The organism is Millisia brevis NBRC 105863 (assembly GCF_001552615.1).
Taxonomy (GTDB): domain Bacteria; phylum Actinomycetota; class Actinomycetes; order Mycobacteriales; family Mycobacteriaceae; genus Millisia; species Millisia brevis.
The window spans coordinates 415142-441229 of sequence record NZ_BCRN01000001.1 but is presented as its reverse complement, the minus strand read 5'-3'; the positions used below and the strand labels follow the sequence as shown (position 1 = coordinate 441229).

The 26088-nt window shown below is 68.6% G+C and carries 28 protein-coding genes and 1 pseudogene; 13 read left to right on the top strand and 16 right to left on the bottom strand.

Features of this window, described 5'->3' with window-relative positions; translation table 11 throughout:
- The first annotated feature begins 5 nt into the window (after positions 1-5).
- Positions 6-1151: a serine hydrolase domain-containing protein gene (locus MB1_RS01975; RefSeq protein ID WP_066903113.1), complete on the top strand. Its 1146-nt coding sequence runs from the start codon at positions 6-8 to the stop codon at positions 1149-1151.
- Positions 1152-1400: 249 nt separating this feature from the next.
- Entirely contained in the window at positions 1401-2948 is a 1548-nt protein-coding gene (locus tag MB1_RS01970; RefSeq protein WP_084350630.1) for a biotin carboxylase, read from the top strand.
- Between the two features lie 90 nt (positions 2949-3038).
- Here the strand turns inward: MB1_RS01970 and MB1_RS01965 are convergent, their stop codons facing one another.
- From MB1_RS01965 to MB1_RS01950, 4 genes are all read right to left on the bottom strand, one after another.
- Positions 3039-4361, bottom strand: coding sequence for a serine hydrolase domain-containing protein (locus MB1_RS01965; RefSeq protein ID WP_066903111.1), 1323 nt, complete (start codon positions 4359-4361; stop codon positions 3039-3041).
- Positions 4362-4447: 86 nt separating this feature from the next.
- Entirely contained in the window at positions 4448-5926 is a 1479-nt protein-coding gene (locus MB1_RS01960) for a purine-cytosine permease family protein (RefSeq protein ID WP_066903109.1), read from the bottom strand.
- Positions 5927-6012: 86 nt separating this feature from the next.
- A complete protein-coding gene (locus MB1_RS01955; RefSeq protein ID WP_066903107.1) occupies positions 6013-6849 on the bottom strand; it encodes a class I SAM-dependent methyltransferase in 837 nt (278 codons plus the stop codon).
- Between the two features lie 133 nt (positions 6850-6982).
- Positions 6983-7573: a TetR/AcrR family transcriptional regulator gene (locus MB1_RS01950; RefSeq protein ID WP_066903105.1), complete on the bottom strand. Its 591-nt coding sequence runs from the start codon at positions 7571-7573 to the stop codon at positions 6983-6985.
- A 98-nt stretch (positions 7574-7671) separates the two neighbouring features.
- Here MB1_RS01950 and MB1_RS01945 point away from each other — a divergent pair, with 98 nt between their 5' ends.
- On the top strand, positions 7672-8094 hold the full coding sequence (locus MB1_RS01945; RefSeq protein ID WP_066903103.1) for a tautomerase family protein: 423 nt from the start codon (positions 7672-7674) through the stop codon (positions 8092-8094).
- A gap of 22 nt (positions 8095-8116) precedes the next feature.
- Here the strand turns inward: MB1_RS01945 and MB1_RS01940 are convergent, their stop codons facing one another.
- The 4 genes from MB1_RS01940 to MB1_RS01925 all read right to left on the bottom strand — a co-directional run bounded on the left by MB1_RS01940 (position 8117) and on the right by MB1_RS01925 (position 9766).
- Complete coding sequence (locus MB1_RS01940; RefSeq protein WP_169801580.1) at positions 8117-8644, bottom strand: DUF3558 domain-containing protein; 528 nt, start codon at positions 8642-8644, stop codon at positions 8117-8119.
- Between the two features lie 32 nt (positions 8645-8676).
- On the bottom strand, positions 8677-9018 hold the full coding sequence (locus MB1_RS01935) for a hypothetical protein (protein ID WP_066903099.1): 342 nt from the start codon (positions 9016-9018) through the stop codon (positions 8677-8679).
- 81 nt (positions 9019-9099) lie between these two features.
- A complete protein-coding gene (locus MB1_RS01930) occupies positions 9100-9402 on the bottom strand; it encodes a helix-turn-helix domain-containing protein (RefSeq protein ID WP_066903097.1) in 303 nt (100 codons plus the stop codon).
- On the bottom strand, positions 9395-9766 hold the full coding sequence (locus tag MB1_RS01925; protein ID WP_066903476.1) for a type II toxin-antitoxin system RelE/ParE family toxin: 372 nt from the start codon (positions 9764-9766) through the stop codon (positions 9395-9397). Before MB1_RS01925 ends, MB1_RS01930 begins: the two co-directional genes overlap by 8 nt.
- 148 nt (positions 9767-9914) lie before the next feature.
- On the opposite strand from MB1_RS01925, the gene MB1_RS01920 reads away from it, so the two are divergent.
- The gene (locus tag MB1_RS01920) at positions 9915-10157 is read left to right on the top strand and encodes a hypothetical protein (RefSeq protein ID WP_157083856.1); all 243 of its coding nucleotides are present in this window, start codon (positions 9915-9917) and stop codon (positions 10155-10157) included.
- Positions 10158-10160: 3 nt separating this feature from the next.
- On the opposite strand, the gene MB1_RS01915 is transcribed toward MB1_RS01920, so the two are convergent.
- Positions 10161-11474, bottom strand: coding sequence for an aspartate aminotransferase family protein (locus MB1_RS01915; protein ID WP_066903093.1), 1314 nt, complete (start codon positions 11472-11474; stop codon positions 10161-10163).
- A 135-nt stretch (positions 11475-11609) separates the two neighbouring features.
- Between MB1_RS01915 and MB1_RS01910 the strand changes: the two genes are divergently transcribed.
- Together MB1_RS01910 and fabG are read left to right on the top strand one after the other, a co-directional pair.
- Positions 11610-12617 carry a phosphotransferase enzyme family protein gene (locus tag MB1_RS01910; protein ID WP_066903091.1) on the top strand — a complete coding sequence of 336 codons (1008 nt, stop codon included), beginning with the start codon at positions 11610-11612 and terminating at the stop codon, positions 12615-12617.
- Between the two features lie 6 nt (positions 12618-12623).
- Positions 12624-13397, top strand: a complete 774-nt coding sequence (fabG, locus tag MB1_RS01905) for a 3-oxoacyl-ACP reductase FabG (RefSeq protein ID WP_066903089.1) — start codon at positions 12624-12626, stop codon at positions 13395-13397.
- A gap of 54 nt (positions 13398-13451) precedes the next feature.
- Here the strand turns inward: fabG and MB1_RS01900 are convergent, their stop codons facing one another.
- Complete coding sequence (locus MB1_RS01900; protein ID WP_066903087.1) at positions 13452-14165, bottom strand: Clp protease N-terminal domain-containing protein; 714 nt, start codon at positions 14163-14165, stop codon at positions 13452-13454.
- A 184-nt stretch (positions 14166-14349) separates the two neighbouring features.
- Here MB1_RS01900 and MB1_RS01895 point away from each other — a divergent pair, with 184 nt between their 5' ends.
- The gene (locus tag MB1_RS01895; protein WP_066903474.1) at positions 14350-15231 is read left to right on the top strand and encodes a patatin-like phospholipase family protein; all 882 of its coding nucleotides are present in this window, start codon (positions 14350-14352) and stop codon (positions 15229-15231) included.
- Positions 15232-15275: 44 nt separating this feature from the next.
- Complete coding sequence (locus MB1_RS01890) at positions 15276-16022, top strand: GTP pyrophosphokinase (RefSeq protein WP_084350624.1); 747 nt, start codon at positions 15276-15278, stop codon at positions 16020-16022.
- Positions 16023-16042: 20 nt separating this feature from the next.
- Here MB1_RS01890 and MB1_RS01885 read toward each other — a convergent pair whose 3' ends face one another.
- The 4 genes and pseudogenes from MB1_RS01885 to MB1_RS26875 form a co-directional block, all read right to left on the bottom strand.
- Positions 16043-17176, bottom strand: coding sequence for an acyl-CoA dehydrogenase family protein (locus MB1_RS01885; protein ID WP_066903085.1), 1134 nt, complete (start codon positions 17174-17176; stop codon positions 16043-16045).
- An 8-nt stretch (positions 17177-17184) separates the two neighbouring features.
- Positions 17185-18417, bottom strand: a complete 1233-nt coding sequence (locus MB1_RS01880; RefSeq protein ID WP_066903083.1) for an acyl-CoA dehydrogenase family protein — start codon at positions 18415-18417, stop codon at positions 17185-17187.
- A gap of 140 nt (positions 18418-18557) precedes the next feature.
- Entirely contained in the window at positions 18558-18764 is a 207-nt protein-coding gene (locus MB1_RS26880; protein ID WP_369406840.1) for a hypothetical protein, read from the bottom strand.
- A 144-nt stretch (positions 18765-18908) separates the two neighbouring features.
- Positions 18909-19713 (bottom strand): annotated as a pseudogene (locus MB1_RS26875) (NAD(P)/FAD-dependent oxidoreductase); the annotation flags it as partial.
- Between the two features lie 125 nt (positions 19714-19838).
- On the opposite strand from MB1_RS26875, the gene MB1_RS01870 reads away from it, so the two are divergent.
- From MB1_RS01870 to MB1_RS01850, 5 genes are all read left to right on the top strand, one after another.
- Complete coding sequence (locus tag MB1_RS01870; protein ID WP_066903079.1) at positions 19839-20522, top strand: energy-coupling factor ABC transporter permease; 684 nt, start codon at positions 19839-19841, stop codon at positions 20520-20522.
- Positions 20519-20821, top strand: a complete 303-nt coding sequence (locus MB1_RS01865; protein ID WP_066903078.1) for a PDGLE domain-containing protein — start codon at positions 20519-20521, stop codon at positions 20819-20821. The genes MB1_RS01870 and MB1_RS01865 overlap by 4 nt, the downstream gene beginning before the upstream one ends.
- Positions 20822-20903: 82 nt before the next feature.
- Entirely contained in the window at positions 20904-22205 is a 1302-nt protein-coding gene (locus tag MB1_RS01860; protein WP_066903075.1) for an MFS transporter, read from the top strand.
- Between the two features lie 138 nt (positions 22206-22343).
- Positions 22344-23396, top strand: a complete 1053-nt coding sequence (gene trpS / locus MB1_RS01855) for a tryptophan--tRNA ligase (protein WP_066903074.1) — start codon at positions 22344-22346, stop codon at positions 23394-23396.
- 84 nt (positions 23397-23480) lie between these two features.
- On the top strand, positions 23481-24500 hold the full coding sequence (locus MB1_RS01850) for a YihY/virulence factor BrkB family protein (RefSeq protein ID WP_066903072.1): 1020 nt from the start codon (positions 23481-23483) through the stop codon (positions 24498-24500).
- A 24-nt stretch (positions 24501-24524) separates the two neighbouring features.
- Here MB1_RS01850 and MB1_RS01845 read toward each other — a convergent pair whose 3' ends face one another.
- Entirely contained in the window at positions 24525-25328 is an 804-nt protein-coding gene (locus MB1_RS01845; RefSeq protein WP_066903070.1) for an NAD(P)H-binding protein, read from the bottom strand.
- 11 nt (positions 25329-25339) lie between these two features.
- Entirely contained in the window at positions 25340-25933 is a 594-nt protein-coding gene (locus tag MB1_RS01840; RefSeq protein ID WP_066903069.1) for a TetR/AcrR family transcriptional regulator, read from the bottom strand.
- Positions 25934-26088: the final 155 nt, after the last annotated feature.

The following is a 26088-nucleotide window of genomic DNA, read 5'->3' as shown; positions in this document are numbered from 1 at the left end:
AAGCGGTGCAGACCCGAGTCGTTCCGCGTGGCAACGGTCCGGTCCGCGAGATTCCGGCTCGACCCGTCGATCTGTTGGCCGCACCGGTCGCGGATCCGCGCGGTGGCGAGACGCCGCTGCTCGACGTGTTGATCCGCAGCCATACCGAGGCGTTTCTGGTGCTGGCCGACGGTGAGCTCGTCTGCGAGTACTACGCCTATCCCGAGGCCGAGACGACGCCGCACCTGCTGCAGTCGGTCACCAAGTCCGTGATCGGTTGTCTCGCAGGAATTCTCATCGACGCCGGTGAACTGGAACCAGATCGTCCGGTCACCGACTACGTCTCCGGCCTGGCCGTCGGCGGCTACGCGAACGCCACCGTGCGCGATCTGCTCGATATGCGCACCGGCGGGGACTACCGCGAGGAATACGACGTCGACGACAGCGAACTGGCCGAACTCGGCCGGCGCGCGGGATGGTGGATCTACCACGGCGACGCCCCGCCGACCCCGCTCGGCGCCGGCGGTATCCGCGCCTACCTCGCGACCGTCGCCCGCCGGGCCCGCCACCACGGTCCGTTCGCCTACCGGTCCGCCGACACCGAGGTCCTCGGCTGGATCGTCGAGGTCGTCGCCGGCGAGAGGTTGGATACGTTGATCGGCGGACGCATCCTCGGCCCGATCGGCGCCGAGACCGATGGGGTGATCAGCACCGACGACTACGACCACGTGCTGGCCGCCGGCGGTCTGGCGCTGGTGCCGCGCGACGTGCTGCGCTTCGGGTGGATGCTGCTCGACGGCGGCGCCGTCGACGACGTGCAGGTGGTTCCGTCGATCTTCCTGCGGGACACCTTCATCGGGCAGGGCGACTCGGTCGACGCGTTTCGGGCGCGGTTGACCACCGAGCTCGGCCCGGATACCCCCACCGCGCTGAATGGCATGTACCGCAACCAATTCTGGGTTCTGGAGCAGGGGCGGCGGGAGTTGCTGTGCCTCGGCGTATACGGACAGATGATCGCGGTCGACGGTCCCAATCGGATGGTGGTGGTCAAGCTGTCGAGTTGGCCGCAACCACGCGACGGCATGTTGTTCACCGACGGGATGGCCTGCCTGGACGCGGTGCGCGATGCCTTGGATCGGGACGAGCGGCCCGACGTGTCCTTTCACCGCTGAGCGAGCGCGTGGCTATGCCGCTCGGGGAGCCCTCCGTCCGGGTAGGCGTCGCAGGATAGACAAGCCTGCCGGTCGCGCTTGTGGAACGATCGGGGGATGGTGGATTTTCCGAGGCTGACTCCGTTGCTTCGATGGGGGCGAGGTGGCGTACTGAGCGTTCGCCGGCTCGCCCGAGGATCTCGCTCGACGCGACCGGATGCTCCGGAGCCCACCGTCACCGACCGTCCGTCCCCGCCGAGGAGTGAGCCGATGCCCGCAGATGACTCGACCGCAGCCGAGCCCGCGGCGACCACGAATACCGAGCCCGCGGCGCCCGCCGAGAGCGGTACGGCCCCGGCCCGGCGCACGCTGAAGAATATGTCCGAAGTGCGAACATTCTTCCGCACCAACGAAACACCGATCTTCTTCGTGGGACCGACCGCGTTCAACCTGCTGGGCCTCGATCGCTGGGTCCGCAACTTCTCGTACATCAGCTACTACGATTCCTGGGACGGCTACCACCCGCGGGTCTACTCGCCGCCGGAGATCGAGCATCCCGATTTCGGCTCCGGCGAGGACATCAACAACTACCTGCTCCAGCATCCGGCGGTGCGCGCGCATATCGCCGCGCAGGTGCGGACCACCGGTGACCGCCCCAAGGTCGCGATGGTCTTCTTCGACGAGGAGACCGAACGTATCTGCGAGGAAGCGGGTTACGACCTGATCCTGCCCAGCTACGCGCTGCGCAACCATCTCGACTCCAAGATCACCACCACCCGGTTGGGTAACGAGGCCGGCGCCCCCAGCGTTCCGAACATCCTTACGACGGTGGAGGACTGGCAGGATCTGACCAAGCAGGCCGAGGCGGCCGGGCTCGGCACCGACATGGTGCTGCAGACCGCGTACGGCGACTCGGGCAAGACGACCTACTTCGTCGCCTCCCGCGAGGACTGGAACGCCTGCTCGGCCGATGTGGTCGGCGAGCAGGTCAAGGTGATGAAGCGGATCAACAACCGCGCCGTCGCGGTCGAGGCGGTCAACACCCGGCACGGCACGATCGTCGGCCCGTTCATGACCGATCTCACCGGCTACAAGGAGCTGACCCCGTACCGCGGCGGGTGGTGCGGCAACGATCTGTACCCGGAGGCGCTCACCCCGGAGCAGCGGACCCGCGCGGTCGGCCACGTCCGCCGCCTCGGTGACCGGTTGCGTGAGGAGGGCTATATCGGCTTCTTCGAGATCGACGTGCTGGTCGACACCGACACCGACGAGGTCTACCTCGGCGAGCTGAATCCGCGGATCTCCGGCGCCTCGTCGATGACCAACGTCACCGCCGGCGCCTACGCCGACATCCCGCTGTTCCTGTTTCACCTGCTCGAATTCCTCGGCGTCGACTATCACATCGATGTCGACGAGGTCAACGAGCGCTGGCTCGAGCTCGCGGCGATCGACGTCTGGAGCCAGCTGATCATGAAGACGTCGGATCGGCGCATCCGGTTCATCGAGGAGGCCCCGAAGACCGGCATCTACCGGCTCAACGGCGAGGGGTTGCTCGAGTACCAGCGCAATACCCTCGACTGGCACGATCTGTCCGACTCGGACGAGGCGTTCTTCCTGCGCGTCTACGGCGAGGGCGACTATCTCTTCCGCGGCGCGGACCTGGGCATCCTGGTCGCCAAGGCGCGGATGCAGACCGAGGACAAAGAGCTCACCGACAAGTGCCGCGAGTTCATCACCGGTATTCACGACGCCTACGTCGCCGAGGTACCCACCACGCCCACCGAGGGCCTGGTCCACCCGCTGACCTACCTCAAGTAGGTCGAACACCGAGAAGGGCCCGCTCCGTCGTGGAGCGGGCCCTTTCTCGTGCGGGGCGGCCCGTCGGGAGGCCGACAGGTGCCGGCGGTGTCAGGAGGCCGACAGGTGGCGGCCTATCGCCTTGAACGCGCTGATCGTGCCGGCCAGTTTCGCCGGGTCCTGCGGGGTGGGCCAGGAGGACTGCTTCACGCCGACCAGGTTGTGCGCCCGGTCGACGAAGATCATCTGTCCGTGGATACCCAGACACAGCAGGATCGGGCCATTGTCACCGGGGATGAACCAGAACTTGTTGCGGTACCAGCCGCCGGTCAGGTACGGCTCGTTGTCCGAGCGGGCGAAGGCGTCGCGGACGTCGTCCGGACGGTCGTAGGCGTCGTCGATCCAGGACGCGGAGATGACCTGGTGGTCGCCGACACGGCCTCGATCGCGCAGCAGGCGGCCGAACCGGGCCATATCGCGCAGGGTGCACGACAGGCCGCCGTCGTGGATGGCGACGCCGAGCGGGTCGGCGGTGATCTCCGCGTCGTTCTGGGCGCCGATCGGCTGCCAGATCCGCGCGCTGATCATGTCGGCCATCCGCTGATCCGCGGCCCGTTCGCAGATCCAACCGAGGGTGTCGGTGTCGATGCTGCGGTAGGTGAAGACGTCGTTGTGCCGACCCTCGGACTTGATGGTCAGGATGTACGGGTACATACCCAGCGGGTCGTCCTCCTTGCGCGGAGCCCACCCCATCGACCGTTCCATGATGCGGACCTCGGCATCCGGGTCGAGGTACGCCTCGCTGAACTTGACCCCGGTGCGCATGTCGAGCACGTCGCGCACCCGTGCCCCCGCGTAGCCGGTATTCGCCAGCTCCGGGACGTACCGCTCCACCGGTGCCGCCGGATCCAGCCTGCCCTCGGCGACGAGGGTCGCTGCCACGCAGGACACGATCGACTTGGTGACCGACATCACCAGATGCCGGGTGCGGGAGTTCATCGAACCGAAGTACTGCTCGCTGATGACGCGGTCGCCACGCAGGATCAGGAAACCATCCGTATCCGTACCGGCGAGGGTCTCGCCGACGGTGTTCCACTTGCTGCCCTCGACGGCGACGCCGTTGATATCCACGGAGCCTGCCAACAGCGGGGACGGATCGGCCGCGGCCTCGATCAGATGCGACGGCATGAGTTCACGCATGTGCTGAAAGGCCCATTGCTGGTACGGGGCCTCTTGCCAGTTGACCAGGGTGATCAGTGATCTGGCCTGCGGCGGGATGAATGCGCTCCAGGTTTCGACGCGGGCCCAGTCCGTCGTGGGATCGGCGGCCAGTGAAGTGGCGAGACTCGCCAGATCGACCGACTGGTGGCCCGTCGCCGTGGCGGTGGGATGGTCTACCGCCGGGAAATTCTGTTCGCTCGAGGGTTCGGACATTTAGGCATGCTAACCGGGTTTGCGATGCCCGGACCACCGAACCGTACGTCGGTAGGGCGACCTGTCCGACCGGGCGGTGACCGCCCTCACCGAGTGAGCAGTTGATCGGCCTCCTGCCGCCGGACCGCCGCGCGACCGAGGATCAGGTAGCCGACGAAGCCGATGACCAGTGCAAAGAGCACTCCGAGGTTGGCCCACGCCCAGGCGCCGTCCCGGCCGCCCAGGCCCAGCGGACCCAGCAGATAGCCCTGCCAGTTGTTCCACGAGGCGTCCTCGGCAAAGTTGTTGATCACCAGCCCCCAGCCGACCACCGAGGCCACCAGCAGCAGCGCGATCGACGACCAGTTCCACGCCCCGTACCGTCCGGTCGGGTCGAACAGGGCGTCATCGTCGTAGTCGCGGCGGCGCAGCACGATGTCGGCCATCATGATCCCGGCCCAGGCGGCGATCGGGACGCCGAGGGTGATCAGGAACGACTGGAACGGCCCGAGGAAGTTCTCGGCGAAGAAGACCACCCAGATCGCGCCGAGGGTCAGGATCGTGCCGTCGATGCCCGCGGCGACCGGCCGGCGCACCTTCAGTCCGAGGCTCAGCAGGGTCAGCCCGGAGGAGTAGATGCCCAGCACCGCGCCGCTTACCAGAGCCAGCACCGCGGCGATCAGGAACGGCACCAGGAACCAGGTGGGCAGCAGGGCCGCGAGGGTGCCGATCGGATCGTTGGCGATCCCGTCCATCAGGTCCGGTCGGGTGGCGATCAACGCGAGGCCGTAGACCACCAGCAGCGTCGGGGCGACCGCGCCGCCGAAGGTATTCCAGAACACGATCGCGCGGCCGGAGGCGTCCCGGCGCTGGTAGCGCGACCAGTCGGCGGCGATGTTGACCCAGCCGAGGCCGAAGCCGGTCATCACCATCACCAGGGCGCCGATCAGCGACTGGGTCGAGCCGCTCGGCATCTGCCCGACCGCGCCGAAGTCGATCTCGGAGAAGGTCAACAGGATGTACAGCAGCGTGATGCCGCCGGTCAGCCAGGTCAGCACCGACTGCAGCCGCATGATCAGGTGGTAGCCGGCGACCGAGGCGCTCACGATCAGCGCCGCGACCACCAGCATCGCGATCAGCTTCGTGCCGGTGCCGCCGCCCCCGCCGAGCCGTTCGACGATCGTGGCCGTCGCGAGCACCGCCATGATCGCCAGGAACGTCTCCCAACCCATCGAGATCAGGTAGGAGAAGACGCCGGGAACCTTCTGCCCGGCGACGCCGAACGGCGCCCGCGACAGGATCATCGTCGGCGCCGATCCGCGCTTGCCGGCGAGCGCGACGATCCCGCAGGCCAGGAAGCTCAGCGTTACGCCGATCACCGTCACGACCAGCGCCTGACCGAAGCTGATCCCGAAGCCGTAGATGAACGACGCGTAGCTGATCCCGAAGACCGAGATATTCGCGGCGAACCACGGCCAGAACAGATCCCGCGGCTTGGCGGTGCGTTCCTCGGGTGCGACCACCTCGATGCCGGTGGTCTCGATGCGGCTCGTGCGTGCGGACGCGCCGGTGGACGGCTCACTCATGGGTAGAGGGTGACAGATGCCAACCGTTTCCGGGGGTTGCCGGCGCCGATCGATATGCGCGGTGCGCCGTGGATCCGGTCGGCCGATCAGGCGGCCGGGACCCGGGCGACGACGGTGAAGCTGTCCGCCCCGGCGGCGTCGGCGTCCGCGGCGATCGGCAGGCCGGATTCGTCGAAGACGACGACGTCGGACAGACCGGTCGAGTGCAGCAGGTCGATCAGATCCTCGTAGGTGGTGAAGTGCACGATCAGGCCGAACTCGTGGGCGGCGAGCGGTCCGACCGCCCAGCTGCCGTGGTCGTCGATGCGGGCGCGGTTGGCGCGCCAGGAACGGATCGCCCGCAGCGCTCGGCCCGGTCGGGCGAGCAGGCGCATGTTGTCGATCACGATCTGCCGCAGCGAGAACCGCCGCGTCGGGCGGCGCAGCTGCAGGGGGCGTTCGGCGTAGGACGGCCCGCCGCGATGCAGGGTGCTGAAGATGAGGTAGCCGCCCGGCCGGGTGACCCGCGCCAACTCCCGCAGCACTCGCGGGCGCTCCGCGCGCCCGACCGCGTCGATCGCGTTGTTGCTGAAGAGGGTCAATGCGTAGACGTCGTCGGGGTAGTCGCCGAGGTCGCGGGCGTCGGCGACCCGGACCGGCAGCTCCGGGAAATTGTGGTGGAACTCGGCGACCATGCGCGGCGCGTAATCGGCGGCGTCGTAATGATCGGTCAGCAGGCGCAGCAGCGTGGTCGTGCGTCCCGCGCCGACCCCGAGGTCGAGCGCGGGCTGCCCGCGGACGGCGTCGGCAACCGACAACAATGCGGCCCGTTCACCGGCATCGAGGAATCCGGTGCTGCGAAATCCCTTGTGGTAGTCGGACACCGCGGAAATGCCGTCGAAGATGCTGCGGTTGGCTTCGGATACGTCTTCGCGCGTGGTCACGCTTCCCCCATTTCGCCTGCTCATCGGCCCCAGGCTAGCCGGGAATTGCGGAATCGGGCTGCACGATAGGCGAATTGCGCGTATATCGAGGGACATTCCGAACGATTCTCACGTAATTCCCGAGAGGTTTCACCTATTGGCGAGGATTGCCCTCATCAATGGCGTTCTCGGATGTCGGTGGGGTGGCGGCGTCGACGAGGAAGGCTTCCACGGTGGCCAGTGGGGCGAGCGTGCGGCGCGCCCGGCAGAGCACGACCGCGCCCTCGCAGGACGCCAGGACGGTCGTCGCCAGGTCCGCGGCGCGGGCGGCGGGGATGCCGCCGTCGACGAGCAACGTGGCCAGTCCGTCGGTCCACACCGCGAACGCGGCCGCCGCCTCGGCCTGCAGGTCGGCGCTCGAGCCCGAGACGGTCAGGCCGACCAGCGAGCAGCCGAGCGCGAAGTCGGTGTGGGCGAGCAGCGTCCGCCACATGTCGACGAAGCCGGCGATCACCTCCGCGGGCGGGCGGCCGCGCAGCGTCTCGAGGATCGTGGCGGCCTGCTGGACCTGCAGATGGACCGCGGCGCGCACGATCTCGTCCTTACCGCCGGGAAAGTGGTGGTAGACCGATCCGCGCGGGGCGTCGGCGGCTTCGATGATGGTCGACAGCGAGGCCGCCTCGTATCCCCGCTGCGCGAGAACCCGCGTCGTCGCGGTGATCATCCGGGTGCGTGCGTCGGTCACGGTCCCACCCTACCGCTCGACTATACCGATCGACATAATATGCTGATCGGTATAGAGGCCGACTCGGTCTCACCGGGATCACTGGAAGTGGAATCGCCATGCCGATGATCGACATCTACGCGCCCGCCGGGACCTTTGCGGATACGCACGCCCTGGCCCGCGACGCCGCGGCGGCGGTCATGCGAGTCGAGCAGGTGCCCGATATCGCGATGTTCCGCGAGAACACCGCCGCCTTCGTGCACGAACTCCCGGCCGCGGCTATCTCCAATGTGGCGGGGGAGTCGAACTACGTGCGGGTGCAGGTCCTCACCAACGCCGGGGCCCTCGACCGGGATAAGCAGCTCGCCGTGGTGGCGGAGCTGACCGCGCTGGTCGCGAGCGCCGCCGGCGACGAGTCCCTGCGGGAACGCACCTGGGTCCTGCTGACCGAGGCGCCCGAGGGTGGTTGGGGTCTGTGGGGGCACGCCCACACCAACGCCGAGCTGGTCGCCGCCGCCCGCGAACGGATCGCCGCCGGCTGACCGCCCCTGCCGCTGCGGGGCGTCAGCTGTCGATCAGCGGTTCGACCGTCTCGGCGATCTGCATGATGCCGTCGCACGCGTTCAGGTCGGCCGGCGAATCGGGTTGGCGGTAGATGGCGACGTCGATGATGACCGCTCCGAAGTCGGTCCGCATGAGGACCGTGCAGGATGGCGTCCCCATCGCATCCGTGGCGTGGATCGCCTCGCGACCGTTCACATCGATCGGTTCGGTGGGTCCGGAGAGCGTGGGCGGCAACTCCTCCCAGGGTCGGTTCTGCGCGATGACGTTGAGGCTGCGGTCGTAGCCGTCGACGGTGCAGGTCTCGAGTTCCCGGATGCCGATGCTGCTGTTTTCCGCGAACCTGGTTGCGGGGTCGAAGCCGAATCGGACCAGGGTGGCATCGTCGATCGCGGCGCAGGGATCGAAGGTGATGTCGGGAAGCCCGGACACGGAAGCCGTCGTCGGCGCCTCGGAGTCGGCGGCGACGTCGGATGGGGCCGAGACGACGGCATCGTCGGTTCGCGAACACCCACCGACCGTGACTCCCATCGCGAGCACACCGGCCACTAGCAGCGGCGATCTCATGGGCCCGTGACCTGTCCCGAACCGCCGGCAGCCGAGTGGATGGCGCGCCCGGCCTCGGTGTCCGCGCCACGGTAGGCGGCACCCGCTGCTCGGATAGTGGCGGCCATCACCCGTGCGGTCTCGACCTGCTGCAGGAGGTGGGCGATCGCCTGATTGCGCTTCTCCGAGAAGCCGATGTCCAGTTCAACTGCGGACGGGAATCCGGCGAATCCGGTGGAGAACCCCGAACGGCGCAGCTTGTTCGATACCTCCAGGAGGTTGTCGGCATGTACCTCGAATGCCCGGGCGATTCGCTCGGCGGCGCCGGGCTCGATGCGCAGGATCTCGCCGTCCACCATCCGTCCCACCCTCTCGTTCGTCGAACTCCGAGGGTTTGGACGCAGCGGCCGACCGACCGGTTCCACCGGCGGTTGAATGGATCAGATGATCGCTTGCAGACCCTTGTCGGCGAGGATGTTGAGCAGCTTCAGGGCTGCTCCCGACGGTTGCGTCTCGCCCTGTTCCCACTTGCGCACTGTCGATGCGGTGATGTGCAGATGCAATGCGAAAACGGGCTGACTGAACCTCAGGCCCTCGCGGAGTCGGCGAATGTCGGCCGGGCTGAAGTCGCGGACCGGCGGCGGGCAGATCGCGTCGAACTCGCGCATGGTCACCTTGTCGATGGCCCCAGCGGCGTTGAGTGCAGCCAGGTCATCGCGCAGCGATTCCACAATCTCACTCACAGTGCACCTCCTGTAGTACGCCGGATTGCAACGCATTCGACAGTTCGGTCCCCGACAAATCGAGGAATACCCGCCCGGCGAACTGCAGTGCTCGCTGTTCGCGCTGCGTGATATTCGAGATGTTGCTCTTGGGAAACCCGTGCATGAAGACGTACCGGTTGCCGATTCGAGCGGACAGTAGTGTTCGGTAGCCACCGCGCTTGCCGCCACCGGGCCTCGCCACACGCTTCTTGTACAGAAGGCCGCCGAGATCCGCGTCGATCAAGCCGCTTTCCATCTCCCGCACAGCTCGGCAGAGAACCGAATCGTCGAAATTCTCGCTTGCCTGCCACCGAGCGAAGGTCTTCCGTTTGAGTACCAACAACAGTGTCCATCCCAACTATACCCGTAAAGGGCACACTTTTCGGCGGCGGATCGTCGGTGGGGTAGTTCCACAACGCGCACCGAGCTTCCAAGACTTGGACGTCGGCACGCAGGTGGTTGGTTCCTCGGGTCGGGGGATCATCGTTGATATGGATGACCTGCCGGACGACAACGGTGCGGAGGATCCTGCCCACGACATGGTGCGCCGGAGAACTCCCGAAGAGATGGCTATGCCCCGACGTGTAGACGAGATCGTGCAGTGCGCAGACGCGTTTGCCCAGAAGTTCGAGAACTACGAGCCGGAACCGTCCGATGAACTGGATCGCGATGCGGTCCTGACTCTGCGAGCGGCTGTCACGGACCGCTGGCAGCCTGCGATGGGGATGCCGTAGCTATCAGGTGAGGGCAGTGAGGACCGCGTCCAACTCGGTGCAGAACCGGTCGACGTCGGCCGTTGAGAACGGGAGGGGTGGGCGCACCTTCAGGGTGGCGCCGTAGGGGCCGCAGACCGAGGTGAGGACGCGCCGCTCGCGCATCCCGTTCACGACATCCGCTGCCAGGTCGCCACCGGGGGTGGTGGTCCCGGCCTCGGCGACCAGTTCCACCCCGACGTAGAGGCCCGCGCCGCGCACGTCGGTGATCACCGGATGCCGCTTCGCCACCTCAGTGAGGGTCGAGCGGAAGTACTCGCCGACGCGACGGGCGTTGTCCTGCAATCCTTCCCGTTCGATCACGTCGAGCACCGCCGCAGCCGCGGCCACAGCGACCTGGGTGCCGCCGAAGGTGTTGAAGTACGGGGCGGCAGCCGCGTACGGCTCCATGATCGCGTCCGCCGCCGCCACCCCGGCGATCGGCAGACCGTTGCCCATCGGCTTGCCCATGGTGACGATCTCGGGCACCACGTCGTGCCGGGCGAACCCCCAGAACGAGTCGCCGGTCCGGGCGAAACCGGGCTGGACCTCGTCGGCGATCAACACCCCACCCGCTTGTCGCACCGCCGCGACGGCGCCGGTCAGCAGGCCGCGGTCGGTGTGGATGCCGTCGGACGACAGCGCCGAGTCGACCAGCAGCGCCGCCGGGTGCACCCCGCGCTCCACCATCTCCGCCAACGCACCCTCGACCGCTGCGGTGAGGTCCGCCGCCGGATCGTCGGACGGCCGCCGCACCGGGTCGGGCGCGGGGACCAGCCAGACATCCGGACCGACGCCCACCCCGCCGCCCAGCGACGGCGAAACCCCCGTCACCAGATCGGTATTGCCGTGGTACGCCTCCGACGTCACGATCAACCCGGTCCCACCGGTGGCGGCCCGCGCCAACCGGATCGCCAGGTCGTTCGCTTCGGACCCGGTGCACGTCAACACCATTCGATCCGCCGACGGTGGCAACAGGGCCAGCAGCCGTTCGACGTAGTCGATCAACGCCCGGTCGAGGTAGCGGGTGTGGGTGGTCAACCGGGCGACCTGCTCGGCGACCGCGGCGGCGACGTGCGGATGGGCGTGCCCGACGGAGGCGACATTGTTGTAGGCATCGAGGTATTCGACCCCGTCGGCGTCGTAGAGACGGGTCCCGGAACCGCGCACCAACTCGATCGGCTTGCGGTAGAACAACCGATAGGCCGGACCGAGAACCTCGCGGCGACGGCGCAGCAGTGCGTCGTCCTCATCGGAGCCGCGATAGGCGTTGGCGTCGAGGATGCTGGAACCGGTCACCCGGGTAGTATCCCGAACCCGCGCTGTTACGTCTGGGTGAAAGGTCGCCTTCCGACGGGCGAGATGGCCGCCGAACCGTTTCACTGGTCACCGCCGTGGGTAGCGACGGCCGTGGGGAATGACGAGGGACCGTGCATGCAGCTGACGATCGAGGACTGTGACAGTCTCCTGGCCGAGGCGCTGCCCGCTTACGGTGTCGGCTCCGACGTGCAGGTCACGCTGCTGAGCCTCTCGGAAAACGGCACGTACTTGGTGACCGACACCGAACGCCGATTCGTGGTCCGAGTGCATCGCTACGGCTACCAGGATGTGGACTCGATCCGCTCCGAACTCGCCTGGACCGACGCGCTGCGCGAGGACTGCGGCGTGCGGACCCCGGCGGTGGTGCCCACGACCGCCGGCGAACCGATCGTCCGACTCGAACGCCCCGAGGGGGAGCGGCACGTCGTCGCGTTCACCGTGGTCGACGGGGAGACCGGCGAGGACTCCCCGCACCCGATTTCGGCTCGTGACCTCGGTGTTCTGACCGCGCGGATGCATCTGCAGGTCGAGAATTGGACGCCGCCGCCGGCTTTTGTGCGCTTCCACTGGGACGCGGATACCTGCCTGGGGCCCGACGCCCGCTGGGGATCGTGGACGGTCGCCCCCGGGGTCGGCGCGGCCGATCACCCGACCCTGGCCGCGGCGACCGCCCGCATCATGGACAACCTTGCCGCGTACGGGAAGGGGCGGGACCGCTACAGCCTGGTGCACGCCGACCTGCGACTGGCCAATCTGATGATCGACGACGACCTGCAGCTGACGGTCATCGACTTCGACGATTGCGGCTACGGCTGGTTCCTCTACGACCTGGCGACGGTTGTGTCCTGGCTCGAGCACACCGACGCGGTCGCGGAGACCATCGACGACTGGATCGCCGGATACACCTCGGTGCGCCCGTTGACCTCGGACGATCTGGCGATGGTGTCCACCTTCGTCATGTTGCGGCGACTGATGCTCACCGCCTGGTTGGGCACTCACCCGCAGTCACCGCCCGCGGTCGAACTCGGCACCGGATACGGCGCCGGGACGGTCGAGTTGGCCCAGAGATTTCTGACCGATCCGACCTGGCTGCGGCCCGCCGCGGCAACCAACCGGGAGTGATGCCACGTGTTCGACCTGTCCGACGTCCGTGTCCTTGTCACCGGAGGGTCCAAGGGCATCGGCCTGGGCATCGCCACGGTCTTCGCCCGAGCGGGAGCGAAGGTCGCGATCACCGCCCGTTCGGTGGCGGACCTGCACACCGCGGCCGACGGGCTGCGTGAGGCCGGCGCCTCGGAGGTGGTCACCGTTTCCGGGGACATCTCCACCCGCGCCACCGCGACCTCGATCGTCCAGGACGCGGTCGCGGCGCTCGGCGGCCTGGACGTGTTGTGTGCGAACGCCGGCATCTTTCCCGAGGCCACGCTCAAGGAGATGACCGAGGAGAACGTCGACCAGATCCTCGGCGTCAACGTCAAGGGCACCGTCTTCACCGTGCAGGCCGCGCTGCCCGCCCTCGAGAAGTCCGGTCGCGGCCGGGTGATCCTGACCTCGTCGATCACCGGCCCGATCACCGGATACCCCGGGTGGTCGCATTACGGTGCGACCAAGGCCGCCCAGCTGGGCTTCCTGCGCACCGCCGCCATCGAACTCGCCCCGGCCCGGATCACCGTCAACGCAATCCTGCCCGGCAATGTGCTCACCGAGGGCCTGGCGGATATGGGTCAGGACTACCTGGACGGTATGACCAAGACCATCCCGCTCGGCGCCCTCGGCACGCCCGAGGACATCGGCTACGCGGCGGCTTTCCTGGCCTCCCGCGAGGCCGGCTACATCACCGGTCAGTCGCTGGTGGTCGACGGCGGCCAGATCCTGCCGGAGTCCCCGGAGGCGATGGCCTGACCCGGTCGGTGCGCCGGTCGTGACGGCTCGGGAACCGTCACGACCGTCGGCTGGTCACGACAGGGCCGACAACTTCTCGACGATGACCTCCTGCAGGCGCTCCGGATCGGCGCCCAGCGCCCGCAGCCGGTCGGCGGTCGCGGGATCGGTGTAGAGCCCGAGCAGCAGGTGCTCGGTGCCGACGTAGTTGTGACCGAGCGCGACCGAGGCCTCCACCGTCGCCTCGAGGACCGCCTTGGAGCCGTCGTCGAAGGGGATCATCGCGGGGGCATCCGGGGTGCGATCGGCGAAGGGGCTGTCGTCGGCGAGGGCGGCGATGTCCACGCCGAGGTCGCGCAGCGCGATCCCCGCGAGCGACTGGGGCTCGGTGGTCAATCCGTGGGCGAGGTGCAGGGGGCGCACGTGGTCGGCGGCGGTCGCACCGGCCTGGTTGGTCGCCGAGACCACGGCATTGCGGGCGCGCGGGGTGAAGCGGGCGAACGGGTCGGTGTGGTTCTGCTCGGCGGCGCGGCGCCCGACGAAGCGCTTCTGTGCGGCCTGCTTGGTGACGCCCATGCTGGCACCGATGTCGGTCCACGAGGCGCCGGCCCGGCGGGCCTGGTCGACGAAGTGCCCGATCAGGCTGTCGCCGATGTCGCCGAGGTGCGCGGCGGCGGTCATCGCGGTGGTCAGTTGGTCGAGCGGATCCTCATTGACCGTGCGGATCGAGGCGATCAGGTCGTCGAGGCGAACGCCGGTGAGCTGGGCGGGAGTGGGGTTCTCGGTCATGCGTCAACCGTAGGTTGACGATGGATTGCCGTCAACCCCTGGTTGACGATTCGGACAATCGGTGCGCTCGACTCGGACCGAGCGAGTGCCCGGTTCGGTTCCTCCCCGCACCCCGGCTCCGCGGGGGACAATCGTGGGCGTGACACACCGGCCGGGTGTCACGGGCCGGGTGAAGGTGGGCGTGATGACCATCGGGTCGGGGATCGGGTCGCGGCGTGCCCTGGTGCTGGCGGGTGGCGGGGTGGCGGGCATCGCCTGGGAGATCGGCGTGCTGCGCGGCCTCGCCGACGCCGACCGGAGGCTCGCCGAAGCGGTCATGGGTGCCGATCTGGTGGTCGGCACCTCGGCCGGCTCCGCCGTCGGTGCCCAGATCACCAGCGGAACGCCGATCGAGCGGCTCTACGAGGCCCAGCTCGACGAGCGGTCCGCCGAGATCCTGCCGATCGGCGACCCGGTCGCCTTGGCGGAGGCGTTTGCGGCGGCCGCGGACGAGGCCACGTCGGCGGCCGACCTGCGGCGACGGATCGGCAAGATCGCCATGAACGTCGAGACCGTCGAACCCGATCGGCGTATGGCCGCCGTGCGGGCGCGGCTACCCGTCCTCGACTGGCCGGACCGCGACCTGCGGTTGCCGATCGTCGATGCCAATACCGGTGATCGGGTGGTCATCGACCGGTTCGGTGGGGTCTCCCTGCTCGACGCGGTCGCCGCGAGCTGTGCGGTCCCCGGCGCCTGGCCGCCGGTCGTCATCGGAGATCTGCCGTACGTCGACGGTGGGGTGTGGTCGGGAACCAATGCCGACGTGGCGGCCGGCGCGTCCACCGTGCTGGTGCTGACCCCGACCCTCGCCGATAGCGAGCATCCGCTGCTGCGGGGACTGCCGGACGAGATCGCCGACCTGCGGGCGGGCGGCACCCGGCATATCGAGGTCATCCGCACCAACCCGGCGATGGTCGCCGCGGTCGGCGACGATGCGCTCGACCCGCGGATCCGCCGGCCCTGTGCACAGATCGGTCGCGAGATCGGCCGCGCCGCCGCCGAGCGGGTCGCTGACGTGTGGGTATAGCGCTTCCCCGGGCGGTTGGTCCGGTTCGCGCTACGGTCGAAGGCATGGTTGCCCCGCTGGACCGCCCGTCCCCCGAGCAGGATCTGCTTCCCGTCGGCCGAGCGGAGTCCCTTCTGCCGCTCGACCCGCTCGCGGATTCGATCACGATCTCCCGGACGGAGCTGATCGGCCTGCGGGACACCTTGCAGCGGTTCCTGCTCGAGTATCAGTTCGGGCTGCGGGCGGTGGAAACCAAGATCGCGATCCTGCGCGAAGAGTTCCTGCACATGCACGATTACAACCCGATCGAGCACGTCACCAGTCGGGTCAAGACGCCGGAGAGCCTGCTCAAGAAGCTCTCCCGCAAGCAGGTCTCCGCCGACATCGACGCGATCCGCGCCGGCATCACCGACGTCGCCGGTATCCGCGTGACCTGCAGCTTCGTCAGCGATGTCTACCGACTGTTCGACCTGCTCACGCAGCAGGACGATGTCACCCTGCGCGAGGTGAAGGACTACATCGCCCACCCGAAGCCCAATGGCTACAAGTCGCTGCACGCGATCGTCGAGGTGCCGGCGTTCCTGTCGACCGGCCGGGTCGACGTGCCGGTCGAGATCCAGTTCCGCACGATCGCCATGGACTTCTGGGCCGCGCTCGAGCACAAGATCTTCTACAAGTACGACGGCCAGGTCCCGTCGACACTGGTCGACGAACTGCGCGAGGCCGCCGACACCGCGTCGTCGCTCGACAACCGGATGGAGCGCCTGCACACCGAACTGCACGGACCGCAGGGCGCGGCCGCCGCGCACTGAGACCGGTCAGGCGTCGCGGGTCAGACCTCGCGGGTCAGGGCCGCGTAGCGGCTGCGGTGGCTGTCGGTGGTGCCGAACTCGTACTGCACCGCCGTCAGACGCTTGAAGTAGTGCCCGATCGCCAACTCCTCGGTCATGCCCATGCCGCCGTGCAGTTGCACCGCGTTCTGGCCGACGAACCGGGCCGCCCGGCCGACGGTGGCCTTCGCGACCGATGTCGTGCGGGCGCGGGTGTGCTCGTCGGCGTCGAGGTTCAGGACGGCGAGGTGCACCGCGGCAACCGCCTGCTCGAGCTCCATCATCATGTCGACCATCCGGTGCTGGAGCACCTGGAAGCTGCCGATCGGCGCGCCGAACTGTTTGCGCTGCTTGGTGTACTCGACGGTGTCGTGCAGGACGGTGCGCATGCAGCCGACCGCCTCCGAGGACACCGCGACCGCGCCGACATCCCGCGCCCGGGCCAGTGACGGCCATGCGCCACCCTCGGGGCCGAGCAGGGTTTCGGCCGCGACCCGCTCGAACACCAGGTCCGCGCCGCGCCGGTCGTCGATCGTTCGGTACTCGCGCAGGGTCACGCCGGCGGCCTTCGGGTTGACCAGGAACAGCGAGATGCCGGCGACATCGTCGGGAGCGCCGGAGGTGCGGGCGGTCACCAACAGGTGGGTCGCCAGGGGTGCGTCGAGCACCACCGACTTCGCCCCGTCGAGCACCCATCCGTCGCCGAAGCGGCGGGCGGTCGTGGTCACCGACCGCCAGTTGTCACCGGCGGCCGATTCGCCGGCGGCGAGCGCCACGATAGCCCGGCCGTCCCCGATCGCGCGCAGAAGTGATTCGGCCGCAGGGGATTGCGAACGCTCGAGCAGCCCGGCCGCGATCACCGCGGTCCCGATATACGGCTCGACCACGAGGGCGCGCCCCAACTCCTCGGTGATGATCATCAATTCCTCGGCGCCGCCGCCCGCGCCGCCGACCGACTCGGGCAGCAGCACATCGAGCAAGCCCAGCTCGTCGGCGAATGATCGCCAGATCTCCTGCTGCATACCGGAACCCGTGGCGGCTGCGGTGCGACTGGTCGACAGGTCGTAGCGGGACGTCAGAAACTTGCGCAGACCGTCCGCGAGCAGCTGCTGTTCCCCGGTGAGCGTGAAGTCCATGCTGATTCCTACAGTCCGAGAGCGGCTTTGGCCAGGATATTGCGCTGGATCTCGTTGCTGCCGGCGTAGATCGACCCGGCCCGGTCGTTGAGGTAGCGCAGCGGCGCCACCGCCTGCCAGGGCTCACCGCTGACGTAGCCGTCGGTCGGCGGGGTGAAGTGCGCGATCGGTCCGCCGGGGCGGGCGGCGTGCGGCTGGTAGACCCGGCCGATCGGTCCGGCCGCCTCGAGGGCCAGTTCGGTCAGCTGTTGGCTCAGTTCGGTGCCGAGCACCTTGAGCATCGACGCGGACGGTCCGGGGTGCCCGCCGGCCGCGACGGTGGCCAGGGTGCGGTACTCGAGGATCTCGAGGACCTCGGTGCGCATCCGGGCGTCCGCGAGTTTCGCGGCGAACGCCGGGTCGTCGATCAGCCGGCCGCCGTCGGGGCCGGGCTGCTGCGCGGCGACGCCGGCGATATGCGCGGCCTCCACCTGCAGGGCCGGGGCGTGCGCCGCTCCGCCGCGCTCGAACTCGAGCAGGTACTTCGCCACCGTCCAGCCGTCGTCGATCGTGCCGAGCACGTTGGCCTTCGGGACGCGCACACCGTCGAAGAAGATCGTGCACTGGATCTCCTCGCCGGACGACATCACCAGCGGGTGGATCTCGATGCCGGGGGAGGTGAAGTCGAGCAGCAGGAAGGTGATGCCCTGCTGTTTGCGCTCGCCGCGGCTGGTGCGCACCAGCGCGAACATCCAGTTCGCCTCGGCGGCATGGGTGGTCCAGATCTTCGACCCGGTCAATACGAGGTCGTCGCCGTCGTCGACCGCGGCCATCGACAGCGAGGCGAGGTCGGAGCCGGCCTCCGGCTCGGAGTAGCCCTGGCAGAAGAACACCTCGCCGGTCAGGATGCGCGGCAGGAAGTACCGCTTCTGTTCGTCGATGCCGAATCGCATGATCGCGAACGCCACCATCCGGATGCCCATCGGCGACAGATAGGGCGCGCCGGCGAGGATCGATTCCCGGCTGAAGATGTAGTGCTGCGTCAGGCTCCAGTCGCAGCCGCCGTGGCGCACCGGCCACGCCGGCGCCGCCCAGCCGCGCTCGTGCAGGATCGCCTGCCACCGCATCGCCGCCTCGTGATCCGAGTAGACGCTGGTCTGCAGACGCCCGGCGGCGCGCAGATCGTCGGTGAGCTTGTCGTCGAGGAAGGCGCGCACCTCGTCCCGAAACGCCAGGTCGTGCTCCGACCACTGCAGGTCCATCCGCGCCTCCTCCGCCCACCGAACCCCGTCAACGTTACTGGATATTTTTGATATTTGATGGGATTTAGGCGGAGCGAGGAACGGGCGGGACCCCGGCTGGGCCCCGCCCGTCGGCGTTCGTAGGTGTCGGTCGGGGACCGTCAGCCGAGAACTGTCAGCTGCTCGGGGTCGACCGTTGTGCCGATCAGCTCCCGCAGTTGATCGTTGACGTCCCAGATCCCGACGTTCATCCCGGCGGTGATGGTGTGCCCGTCGGGCGCGATCCAGTAGGCGATGAAGGCGTTCTTGTCCAGGTCACCGCGGATGACCACGCTGTCGTCCGGTGAGGAATGCCCGACGTACTCCATCGAGAACTCGAACTGGTCGGTATAGAAGTACGGCTGCCAGTCGTAGGCACCCTCCTGCCCGAGGATGCTGCGGGCGGCGAGCTTGCCCTGGCGGATCGCGTTGTCCCAATGTTCGACGCGCAACGGGCCGAGCACCGTATTGGTCGCATACGCGGCGTCCCCGGCCACCCAGATATTCGGGTCGGTGGTGCGCAACTGCGGGTCGGCGATGATGCCGTCCTGCACACCGAGCCCGGCGGCTGCCGCCAGCTCGGTCGATGGTGTCACCCCGGCGGCCAGCAGAATCACCTCCGCCGGGACCAGTTCGTCGCCGACCAGGACGCCGTCGTCCGTCACCCCGGTCGCCTCCGTCTCGGTGCGGATGTCCACGCCGTGGGACTCGTGCAGTTTCTTCAGGTGCTCGGCCAGTTCGGGGCCCAGCACCGACACCAAGGGCAGCTTGCTGCGTTCGAGTACGGTCACGTCCAGGCCCGCCTCGCGCGCGGAGGCTGCCACCTCGAGAGCGATCCAGCCGCCGCCGATGGTGACCAGGCGTGCGCCCGGCTCGAACGTCGCCTTCAACTTCTCCTCGTCCGCGCGGGTGCGCAGCTTGTGGGTCCGGTCGACGCCGGGGATGTCGAGTTCGCGAGGAGTCGCACCGGTGGCCAGGAGCGTCGTACGAGAGGGTCTCACCGTCGTTGACGGCCACCGTCCGTGCGGCAGGATCGAGAGAGCCGATGGTCGCCCCGGTCAACACCCGGATATCGCGTTCGGAGTACCAGTCGGCGTCGTGCACCGTGTGAAACGGTTTCTTGCCCTGCAGGACTTCCTTGGACAGCGGTGGGCGCTCATAGGGCAGCACCTTCTCGGTGCCCACCAGAGTCAGATCCCCTTCGTACCCTTCGTCGCGAAGCGTTGCGGCCGCGGTGGCGGCCGTCAGTCCCGCTCCGACAATCACGATTCGGTCCATACCCCATCATCGACCCGACCTGCAGCGGTCGTCCAGGGTCGAGTTCGGGCTCGTTCGAGTGGCGCGCCGATAATGCGCTGGTCCCGTACAGTTTTGCCATCACCTTCCGCCGCAAGGAGTGAGTCATGCACGTTCCCGACGGATTCCTCGATGGGCACACCTCGATCGCGACGGGGGTGGTCGCCGCGGTCGGCGTCGGCATCGCCCTGCGCGGCGCCCGCAACGAACTCGACGATCGCACCGCCCCGATGGCCGGCCTGGTCGGCGCGTTCGTCTTCGCCACCCAGATGGTGAACTACCCGGTCGGCGCCGGCACCAGCGGCCACTTGATGGGCGGCGCGCTCGCGGCGGCGCTGGTCGGACCGTGGACCGGGATCCTGGTGATCTCCGCGGTGCTGCTGGTCCAGGCGGTGCTCTTCGCCGACGGTGGCCTGACCGCGATCGGTACGAACATCACCCTGATGGGTTTGGTCGGCGTCCTCGGCGCCTGGCTGATCATCAAGGGACTGCTGAAGGTGCTCCCCAAGCGCAGCGGATCGGTACCGCTCGCCGCCGGGATTGGGGCGCTGCTGTCGGTGCCCCTGTCCGCGGTGGTCTTCGTGGGTCTCTTTGCCTTCGGCGGGGTTGCCGACATCCCGGTCGGTGAGGTGTTGACGGCGATGGCCGGCTGGCACCTGGTGATCGGCATCGGCGAAGCGCTGATCACCGCACTGGTGGTGGCGATCGTCGTATCCGCCCGGCCGGACCTGGTGTACGCCGCTCGCGGCATCCCCGCCGATCCGCAGCGTCGTTCGGAGGTGGCGGCATGAGTCGCGGACGCCTCTACCTGCTGCTGTTGGTCGCCGCTTTGGCGATCGCCGGGGTGGTCAGCGGATTCGCTTCCGGGCATCCCGACGGCCTCGAATACGTTGCGGAATCCACTGGATTCATGAGCACCGCACAGGACCACACCGGCGCCGGGTGGCCGTTGGCCGACTACGCCGTCGCCGGAATCGAGCACGCTCGGCTGTCCGGTGCGGTCGCCGGGATCATCGGCACGCTGGTCACCCTGCTGCTCGCCGGTGGGGTGGCCTGGATGGTGCGCCGGCGGACTCCGGTCGCCTCCTAGGTCGTGTGCATTCATCTTCCTCAGCGGCGGCCCGAGGAGATAATCGTCGTGGCGTCGCCGTGAGGAAGATGGACGCACACCGATGACGGGTCCGGCCAAGGGGACGATCGCCGCGTCCACCGCGGTGCTGCTCTGTGCGCTCTACTTCGCGCAGGGATTGCCCTACGGGTTCTTCACTCAGGCGCTGCCGGTGGTCCTGCGCGAATCGGGGCTCTCGCTCACCCAGATCAGCGCGACCGGAGTGCTCTTCGCCCCCTGGGCGCTGAAGTTCCTGTGGGCGCCCTATGTCGACAGGTACGGCACCCGGCGGCGCTGGCTGCTGACCCTGCAACTCGCCGCGGCGGCGTTGGCGCTGGTCATGGCGTCGCTCGACCTGTCGGGGTCGCTGCGGTGGCTGCTGGTCGGCATCGCGGTGATGAACCTGATCTCCGCGACCCAGGACGTCGCGACCGACGGCCTGGCCGTGCGGCTGCTCGGGTATCGGGGCAAGGGCATCGGCAACGGCATCCAGGTGGGCGCCTACCGGATCGGCATGATCGTAGGCGGCGGGGGACTGCTGTGGCTGCTGACGCTCTCCGGGTGGCGGGGCCTGTTCATCGTGATGTCGGGTCTGATCCTGCTGTGCACCCTGCCGGTCTGGTGGTTGCGCGAACCGACTCCGACCGCCCACCCGGCGCCGAACGCCCGCGCAGCCCAAACCACCGAGCCCGCCCCGACCGCAGCCGAAGCTCCCGGCCTCGCCCGCATGGCCGCCGGGTGGTGGACGCGGCTGCGCCGACCGGGCATGGCGGTATTCATCCTGCTGATCGGCGCCTACAAGTTCGGCGACTCGATGGGCTCCGCGCTGGTCGGACCGTTCATGGTCGACTCCGGACTGACCGTCGCGCAGATCGCCCTGATCAAGGGTGCGCTGTCGTCGGCGGCCGCGCTCGGCGGCGCCGCGCTGGGCGGGTGGCTCGCCTACCGCCTCGGACGTCGCAATGCGCTGCTGCTCACCGGGGTCGCCCAGACGATCAGTCTGGCGCTGTACCTCTTCGCCTCCCTCGGCATCGGGGGGTTCGCGCTGATCGTCACCGCCAGCCTCGCCGAACACGTCCTGGGTGGGGCGGCCACGGTCGCACTGTTCACCCTGATGATGGACGCCTCCGAACGCGACCACGCCGGCAGCGACTACACCCTGCTGGCCTGCGCGATCGTGCTCGTACAGGGCGTCGCGGGGATCACCGGAGGCGTCATCGGCGATCTCTTCGGCTATCCGACGATGTTCGCGACCAGCTTCGTGCTGTCCGGGCTGGGCTGCGCGGCGCTGGTGATCGCGCTGGGCCGGGGCGTCGGGCCGGCCGGGGTGCGCGAGGTCATCGATCGGCGCCGACAGCGCGCGTAGGATTCGGGCATGCGTTTGTCGACGATGTCGTGGTGGCTGCGGTAGCAGCCGGTCGACGCATGTTCGCGGGCTGCACGGCAGCCCGCATTCGTCGAGGATTCCCGTGCGGCCCTTCCCACCTGTGAAGGGATATCTCCGATGGACTCCTTTGCCGCCACCCGCGCGCGCATGCCCGAACTGCAGCGTCGTATCGCCGCCGACCCCGGCCGCTTCCGTATGTTGACCGGCGAACGCCCCACCGGTCCGCTGCACCTCGGCCACTACGTCGGCAGCATCACCGAGCGCGTGCACCTGCAGAACCTCGGCGTCGAAACGCTGGTGATCCTGGCCGACTACCAGGTGATCACCGACCGCGATATCGCCGCCCGGGTCGGTGATCACGTGCGCAGCGCGATCGCCGACTACCTCGCCGCCGGCCTCGACCCGGACCGCACCACGATCTTCACCCACTCGGCGGTGCCCGCCCTCAACCAACTGCTGGTGCCGTTCCTGAGCCTGGTCACCGAGGCCGAACTGCACCGCAACCCCACCGTCAAAGCCGAACTGGCCGCGTCCGGCCGGGCGCTGAGCGGGTTGCTGTTGACCTACCCGGTGCACCAGGCCGCGGACATCCTGTTCTGCAAGGGCAATCTGGTGCCCGTCGGCAAGGACAACCTGCCGCATATCGAGATCACCCGCACGATCGCCCGCCGCTTCAACGAGCGCTACGGCGAGGTCTTCCCCGTTCCGGAGGCGATGGTCACCGACGCCGCCGAGATCCTCGGCCTCGACGGGCGCAAGATGTCCAAGAGCTACGGCAATGCGATCGCCCTGTCGATGAGTGCCGACGAGACCGCCGCGGCGATCCGCCGCACCCGCACCGACAGCGACCGGCACATCACCTACGACCCGGTCGAACGCCCCGGCGTCGCCGGCCTGCTCTCGACCGCCGCGATCTGCCTCGACTCGACCCCGCAGCGGATCGCCGAACGGATCGGTGACGCCGGCAGCGGCGCCCTCAAGGCGCTCACCACCGAGGCGGTCAATTCCTTCCTCGCAGGTCACCGTGCCCGGCGGGCGCAGCTTGCCGCCGACCCCGGCCTGATCGACAGCGTCCTGCGGGCCGGTAACAAGCGGGCCAACGACCTCGCGGACGCGACCCTCGCGGAGGTCCGCACCCAGATGGGCATGAGTTACGCGGAAGCTCGGTGACCGGTACGGCACAATGAACCCCGGTCCGTCCGCAGGTACGTACAGCCCCCAGCGGTCCGTTTCGGTGATCGGAGGTCGCGCGGGGTGTCATTTGCGGATCGGGTCGACCGCTTCCAACGCCGCTATCCGGCCAGTGGATTTCCGCTGGCGGTGGTGTACAAGTTCGTCGACGACCAGGGTGGCTACCTCGCGGCGTTGATCGCCTACTACGCCTTCATCTCGCTGTTCCCATTGCTGCTGATCCTGACCACCGTGCTCGGCTTCGTGCTGCAGGACGATCCCGATCTACAGGAGCGGATCGTCGATTCGGCGCTCTCACAGATCCCGGTCGTCGGCTTCCAGCTCGGCGATCCCAGTCAGATCGGTGGGGGTGCCGCCGGGGTGACGATAGGAGTCATCGGCGCCGTCTACGGCGGGCTCGGTGTGTCCGTCGCCGTGCAGAACGCGATGAACGTCGTGTGGTCGGTCCCGCGCAACGACCGTCCGAATCCGATCCGCGTCCGCATCCGCGGGGCGATGCTGCTGTCGACGGTGGGCAGCGCGATCGTGGCGCTGACCGTGGTGAACGGGATCGCCTCGGCCATCCAATTGGGCACGGCCGGAAGACTCTTCGCCATGGCCGGTTCGGTGGTCGTGACGACGGTGGTCTTCACGATCGCCTTCCGCATCGGCACCGCACGGCCGGTGAGCGTCCGGGACGTCTTCCCCGGGGCCTTGGCCGCCGCGATCGGCTGGCAGGTATTGCAGACCTTCGGCAGCGTCTACGTCCAGGAGGTGATCGCCCGCGCGACCGCGAGCAACGGTGTCTTCGCGGTGGTGCTCGGCTTGCTCGCCTTCCTCTACATCGCGGCGGTGCTGATCGTGTTCTCCTTGGAGTTCAACGCCGTTCGCGTCGACAAGCTCTACCCGCGATCGTTGCTGACGCCGTTCACCGACAATGTCGTGCTGACGCCGGGCGACGAGGCCGCCTACACCGCGCAGGCAAAGGCCCAACGCAGCAAGGGCTTCGAGAAGATCCGGGTCAGCTTCGACAACCCTGCCGATACGCCGCCCGACACCGGCGGCACCCCACCGGCCGGCCCTCCACAGAGCGGCGGCGCGTAGGCCGGCCGTCTCGAAACAGCTGGCCTACCTGAACAGTTCCGCGTTCCGACGCGCCCACTCGGCCATCCCGATCGGCGGGGTACCGGTCAGGTCCTCGACCACGGTGTTCGCCTGCTGCTTGATCACCTCGTTGGCGGCGAACAGGTCGAGGTACCACTCGGCGTAGTCGCCCATCGTCGCGCGCAGCCGCTCCTCCGCCTCGGCGCGGGAGCACTGTTCGTAGGTGACCGGCACGCCCGCACCCTCGGCGATCCGCTGCGCGATCTCGCGGCGATTGAGCGCCTCCGGGCCGGTCAGGTCGTACATCTTCCCGTAGTGCTTCTCGGCCGGAGCCGCCAACAGGGCCGCGGCCACCCGGGCGATGTCGTCCATCGCGATCGGCGCGGTGGTCGCCTCCGGATAGGGCTCGCGCACCGGCTGGCCGGCGGCGATCAACGGGGCCCATTCGGCGAAGTTCTCGGCGAACTCGCCGGGTCCGAGCTGGGTATGGGTCAGCCCGGAGGCGGACACCGTGTCGGCGTGCTCCTGCCAGTGCGCGCCACCGGACAGGGCGACGACGTAGCGCACCCCCGCCTCGCGCAGCAGTTCGACAGTGGCGTCCAGCGTCTCGGTCATCGGAGCCAGGTAGACCCGGTCGACACCCTCGAACGCGGCGGGCAGAGTCGCCGGTTTCCCCAGGTAGCCGGTCACCGCGGTGACCCCCTCCGGCAGTTTGGCTTTCGCCGGATCGACGGTCAGCGCGCGGATATCCCGCTCACCGAGCGCGAGCAGCTGATCGACGATGCGGCGGCCGATATTTCCGGTGGCTCCGGTCACGAGGGTCGTCATGGCTGACGACCCTACCGAGGACCTCCGTCACCGCACGGGATCCCCAGAAGACGACGGAAGGTGGCCACGAGCGCGGGGCGATCGACGCCGGCCTCCCGCCGCAGCGTCAGGATGTGCAGCATCTCGCCGTCCATCTGCGCCAGGCAGCGCCGGGCCGTCGCGATCGGCTCGTCATCGCCGCCGATCATCGCGATGACCTCGGCCACGGCCACCACGAACCGTTCGTGCGCGGCGGCGAAGAGCTCCGGATGGTCGAGGGTCAGGGCCAGTCGAGCCCGGGCCCGGATGCTCCCGGGTGGCTGCCCGCAGGTGCCGACGAAGTCGGCGAACATCTCGACCAGAGCCTCCCGCGAGTGGGGTATCCCCGCCGCGAGCATCTCCGCCATCAGTTCGCGGTCCCGGCGTTCCAACGCCTCGATCACCGCGTCGACCAGGGCGGATCGGCTGCGGAAGACATCGGCTGTGCTTCCGCGCGGCAACCCGGCGGCGTCGTCGACGGCCTGGTGGGTGAGGGCCTCGAGCCCTGCCCGCGCGACGACGTCGAGCGCGGCGCCGCCGAGCACGGCCCGTCGGTCGGGTGCAGCGGCGGCCGGTGTCACGATCATCGTTGTACCACCCGGCGTGGCCGCTATCCGGATCGTCCGAGCCGGTGTCGCCGGGCCGGCGCCGGCCCGACGTTTCGGATGGCAGCGGGCACACCTCGGCCCCTCGGCGGCGGGGAGGATATGTCCTCGCCCTCGGCTCCGAGCCATATGCCGCC

Excerpts from the sequence above, each read along its gene's own strand:
- MB1_RS01965 (WP_066903111.1), bottom strand. The coding sequence starts at position 4,361 with ATGTCCGAACCCTCGAGCGAACAGAATTTCCCGGCGGTAGACCATCCC.
- MB1_RS01945 (WP_066903103.1), top strand. The coding sequence starts at position 7,672 with ATGCCGATGATCGACATCTACGCGCCCGCCGGGACCTTTGCGGATACG.
- MB1_RS01960 (WP_066903109.1), bottom strand. The coding sequence starts at position 5,926 with ATGAGTGAGCCGTCCACCGGCGCGTCCGCACGCACGAGCCGCATCGAG.
- MB1_RS26880 (WP_369406840.1), bottom strand. The coding sequence starts at position 18,764 with ATGGAGTACGTCGGGCATTCCTCACCGGACGACAGCGTGGTCATCCGC.
- MB1_RS01910 (WP_066903091.1), top strand. The coding sequence starts at position 11,610 with ATGCAGCTGACGATCGAGGACTGTGACAGTCTCCTGGCCGAGGCGCTG.
- MB1_RS01860 (WP_066903075.1), top strand. The coding sequence starts at position 20,904 with ATGACGGGTCCGGCCAAGGGGACGATCGCCGCGTCCACCGCGGTGCTG.
- MB1_RS01900 (WP_066903087.1), bottom strand. The coding sequence starts at position 14,165 with ATGACCGAGAACCCCACTCCCGCCCAGCTCACCGGCGTTCGCCTCGAC.
- MB1_RS01935 (WP_066903099.1), bottom strand. The coding sequence starts at position 9,018 with ATGGTGGACGGCGAGATCCTGCGCATCGAGCCCGGCGCCGCCGAGCGA.
- trpS (WP_066903074.1), top strand. The coding sequence starts at position 22,344 with ATGGACTCCTTTGCCGCCACCCGCGCGCGCATGCCCGAACTGCAGCGT.
- MB1_RS01970 (WP_084350630.1), top strand. The coding sequence starts at position 1,401 with ATGCCCGCAGATGACTCGACCGCAGCCGAGCCCGCGGCGACCACGAAT.
- MB1_RS01940 (WP_169801580.1), bottom strand. The coding sequence starts at position 8,644 with ATGGGAGTCACGGTCGGTGGGTGTTCGCGAACCGACGATGCCGTCGTC.
- MB1_RS01870 (WP_066903079.1), top strand. The coding sequence starts at position 19,839 with ATGCACGTTCCCGACGGATTCCTCGATGGGCACACCTCGATCGCGACG.
- MB1_RS01885 (WP_066903085.1), bottom strand. The coding sequence starts at position 17,176 with ATGGACTTCACGCTCACCGGGGAACAGCAGCTGCTCGCGGACGGTCTG.
- MB1_RS01920 (WP_157083856.1), top strand. The coding sequence starts at position 9,915 with ATGGATGACCTGCCGGACGACAACGGTGCGGAGGATCCTGCCCACGAC.
- MB1_RS01890 (WP_084350624.1), top strand. The coding sequence starts at position 15,276 with ATGGTTGCCCCGCTGGACCGCCCGTCCCCCGAGCAGGATCTGCTTCCC.
- MB1_RS01845 (WP_066903070.1), bottom strand. The coding sequence starts at position 25,328 with ATGACGACCCTCGTGACCGGAGCCACCGGAAATATCGGCCGCCGCATC.
- MB1_RS01865 (WP_066903078.1), top strand. The coding sequence starts at position 20,519 with ATGAGTCGCGGACGCCTCTACCTGCTGCTGTTGGTCGCCGCTTTGGCG.
- MB1_RS01895 (WP_066903474.1), top strand. The coding sequence starts at position 14,350 with ATGACCATCGGGTCGGGGATCGGGTCGCGGCGTGCCCTGGTGCTGGCG.
- MB1_RS01840 (WP_066903069.1), bottom strand. The coding sequence starts at position 25,933 with ATGATCGTGACACCGGCCGCCGCTGCACCCGACCGACGGGCCGTGCTC.
- MB1_RS01880 (WP_066903083.1), bottom strand. The coding sequence starts at position 18,417 with ATGGACCTGCAGTGGTCGGAGCACGACCTGGCGTTTCGGGACGAGGTG.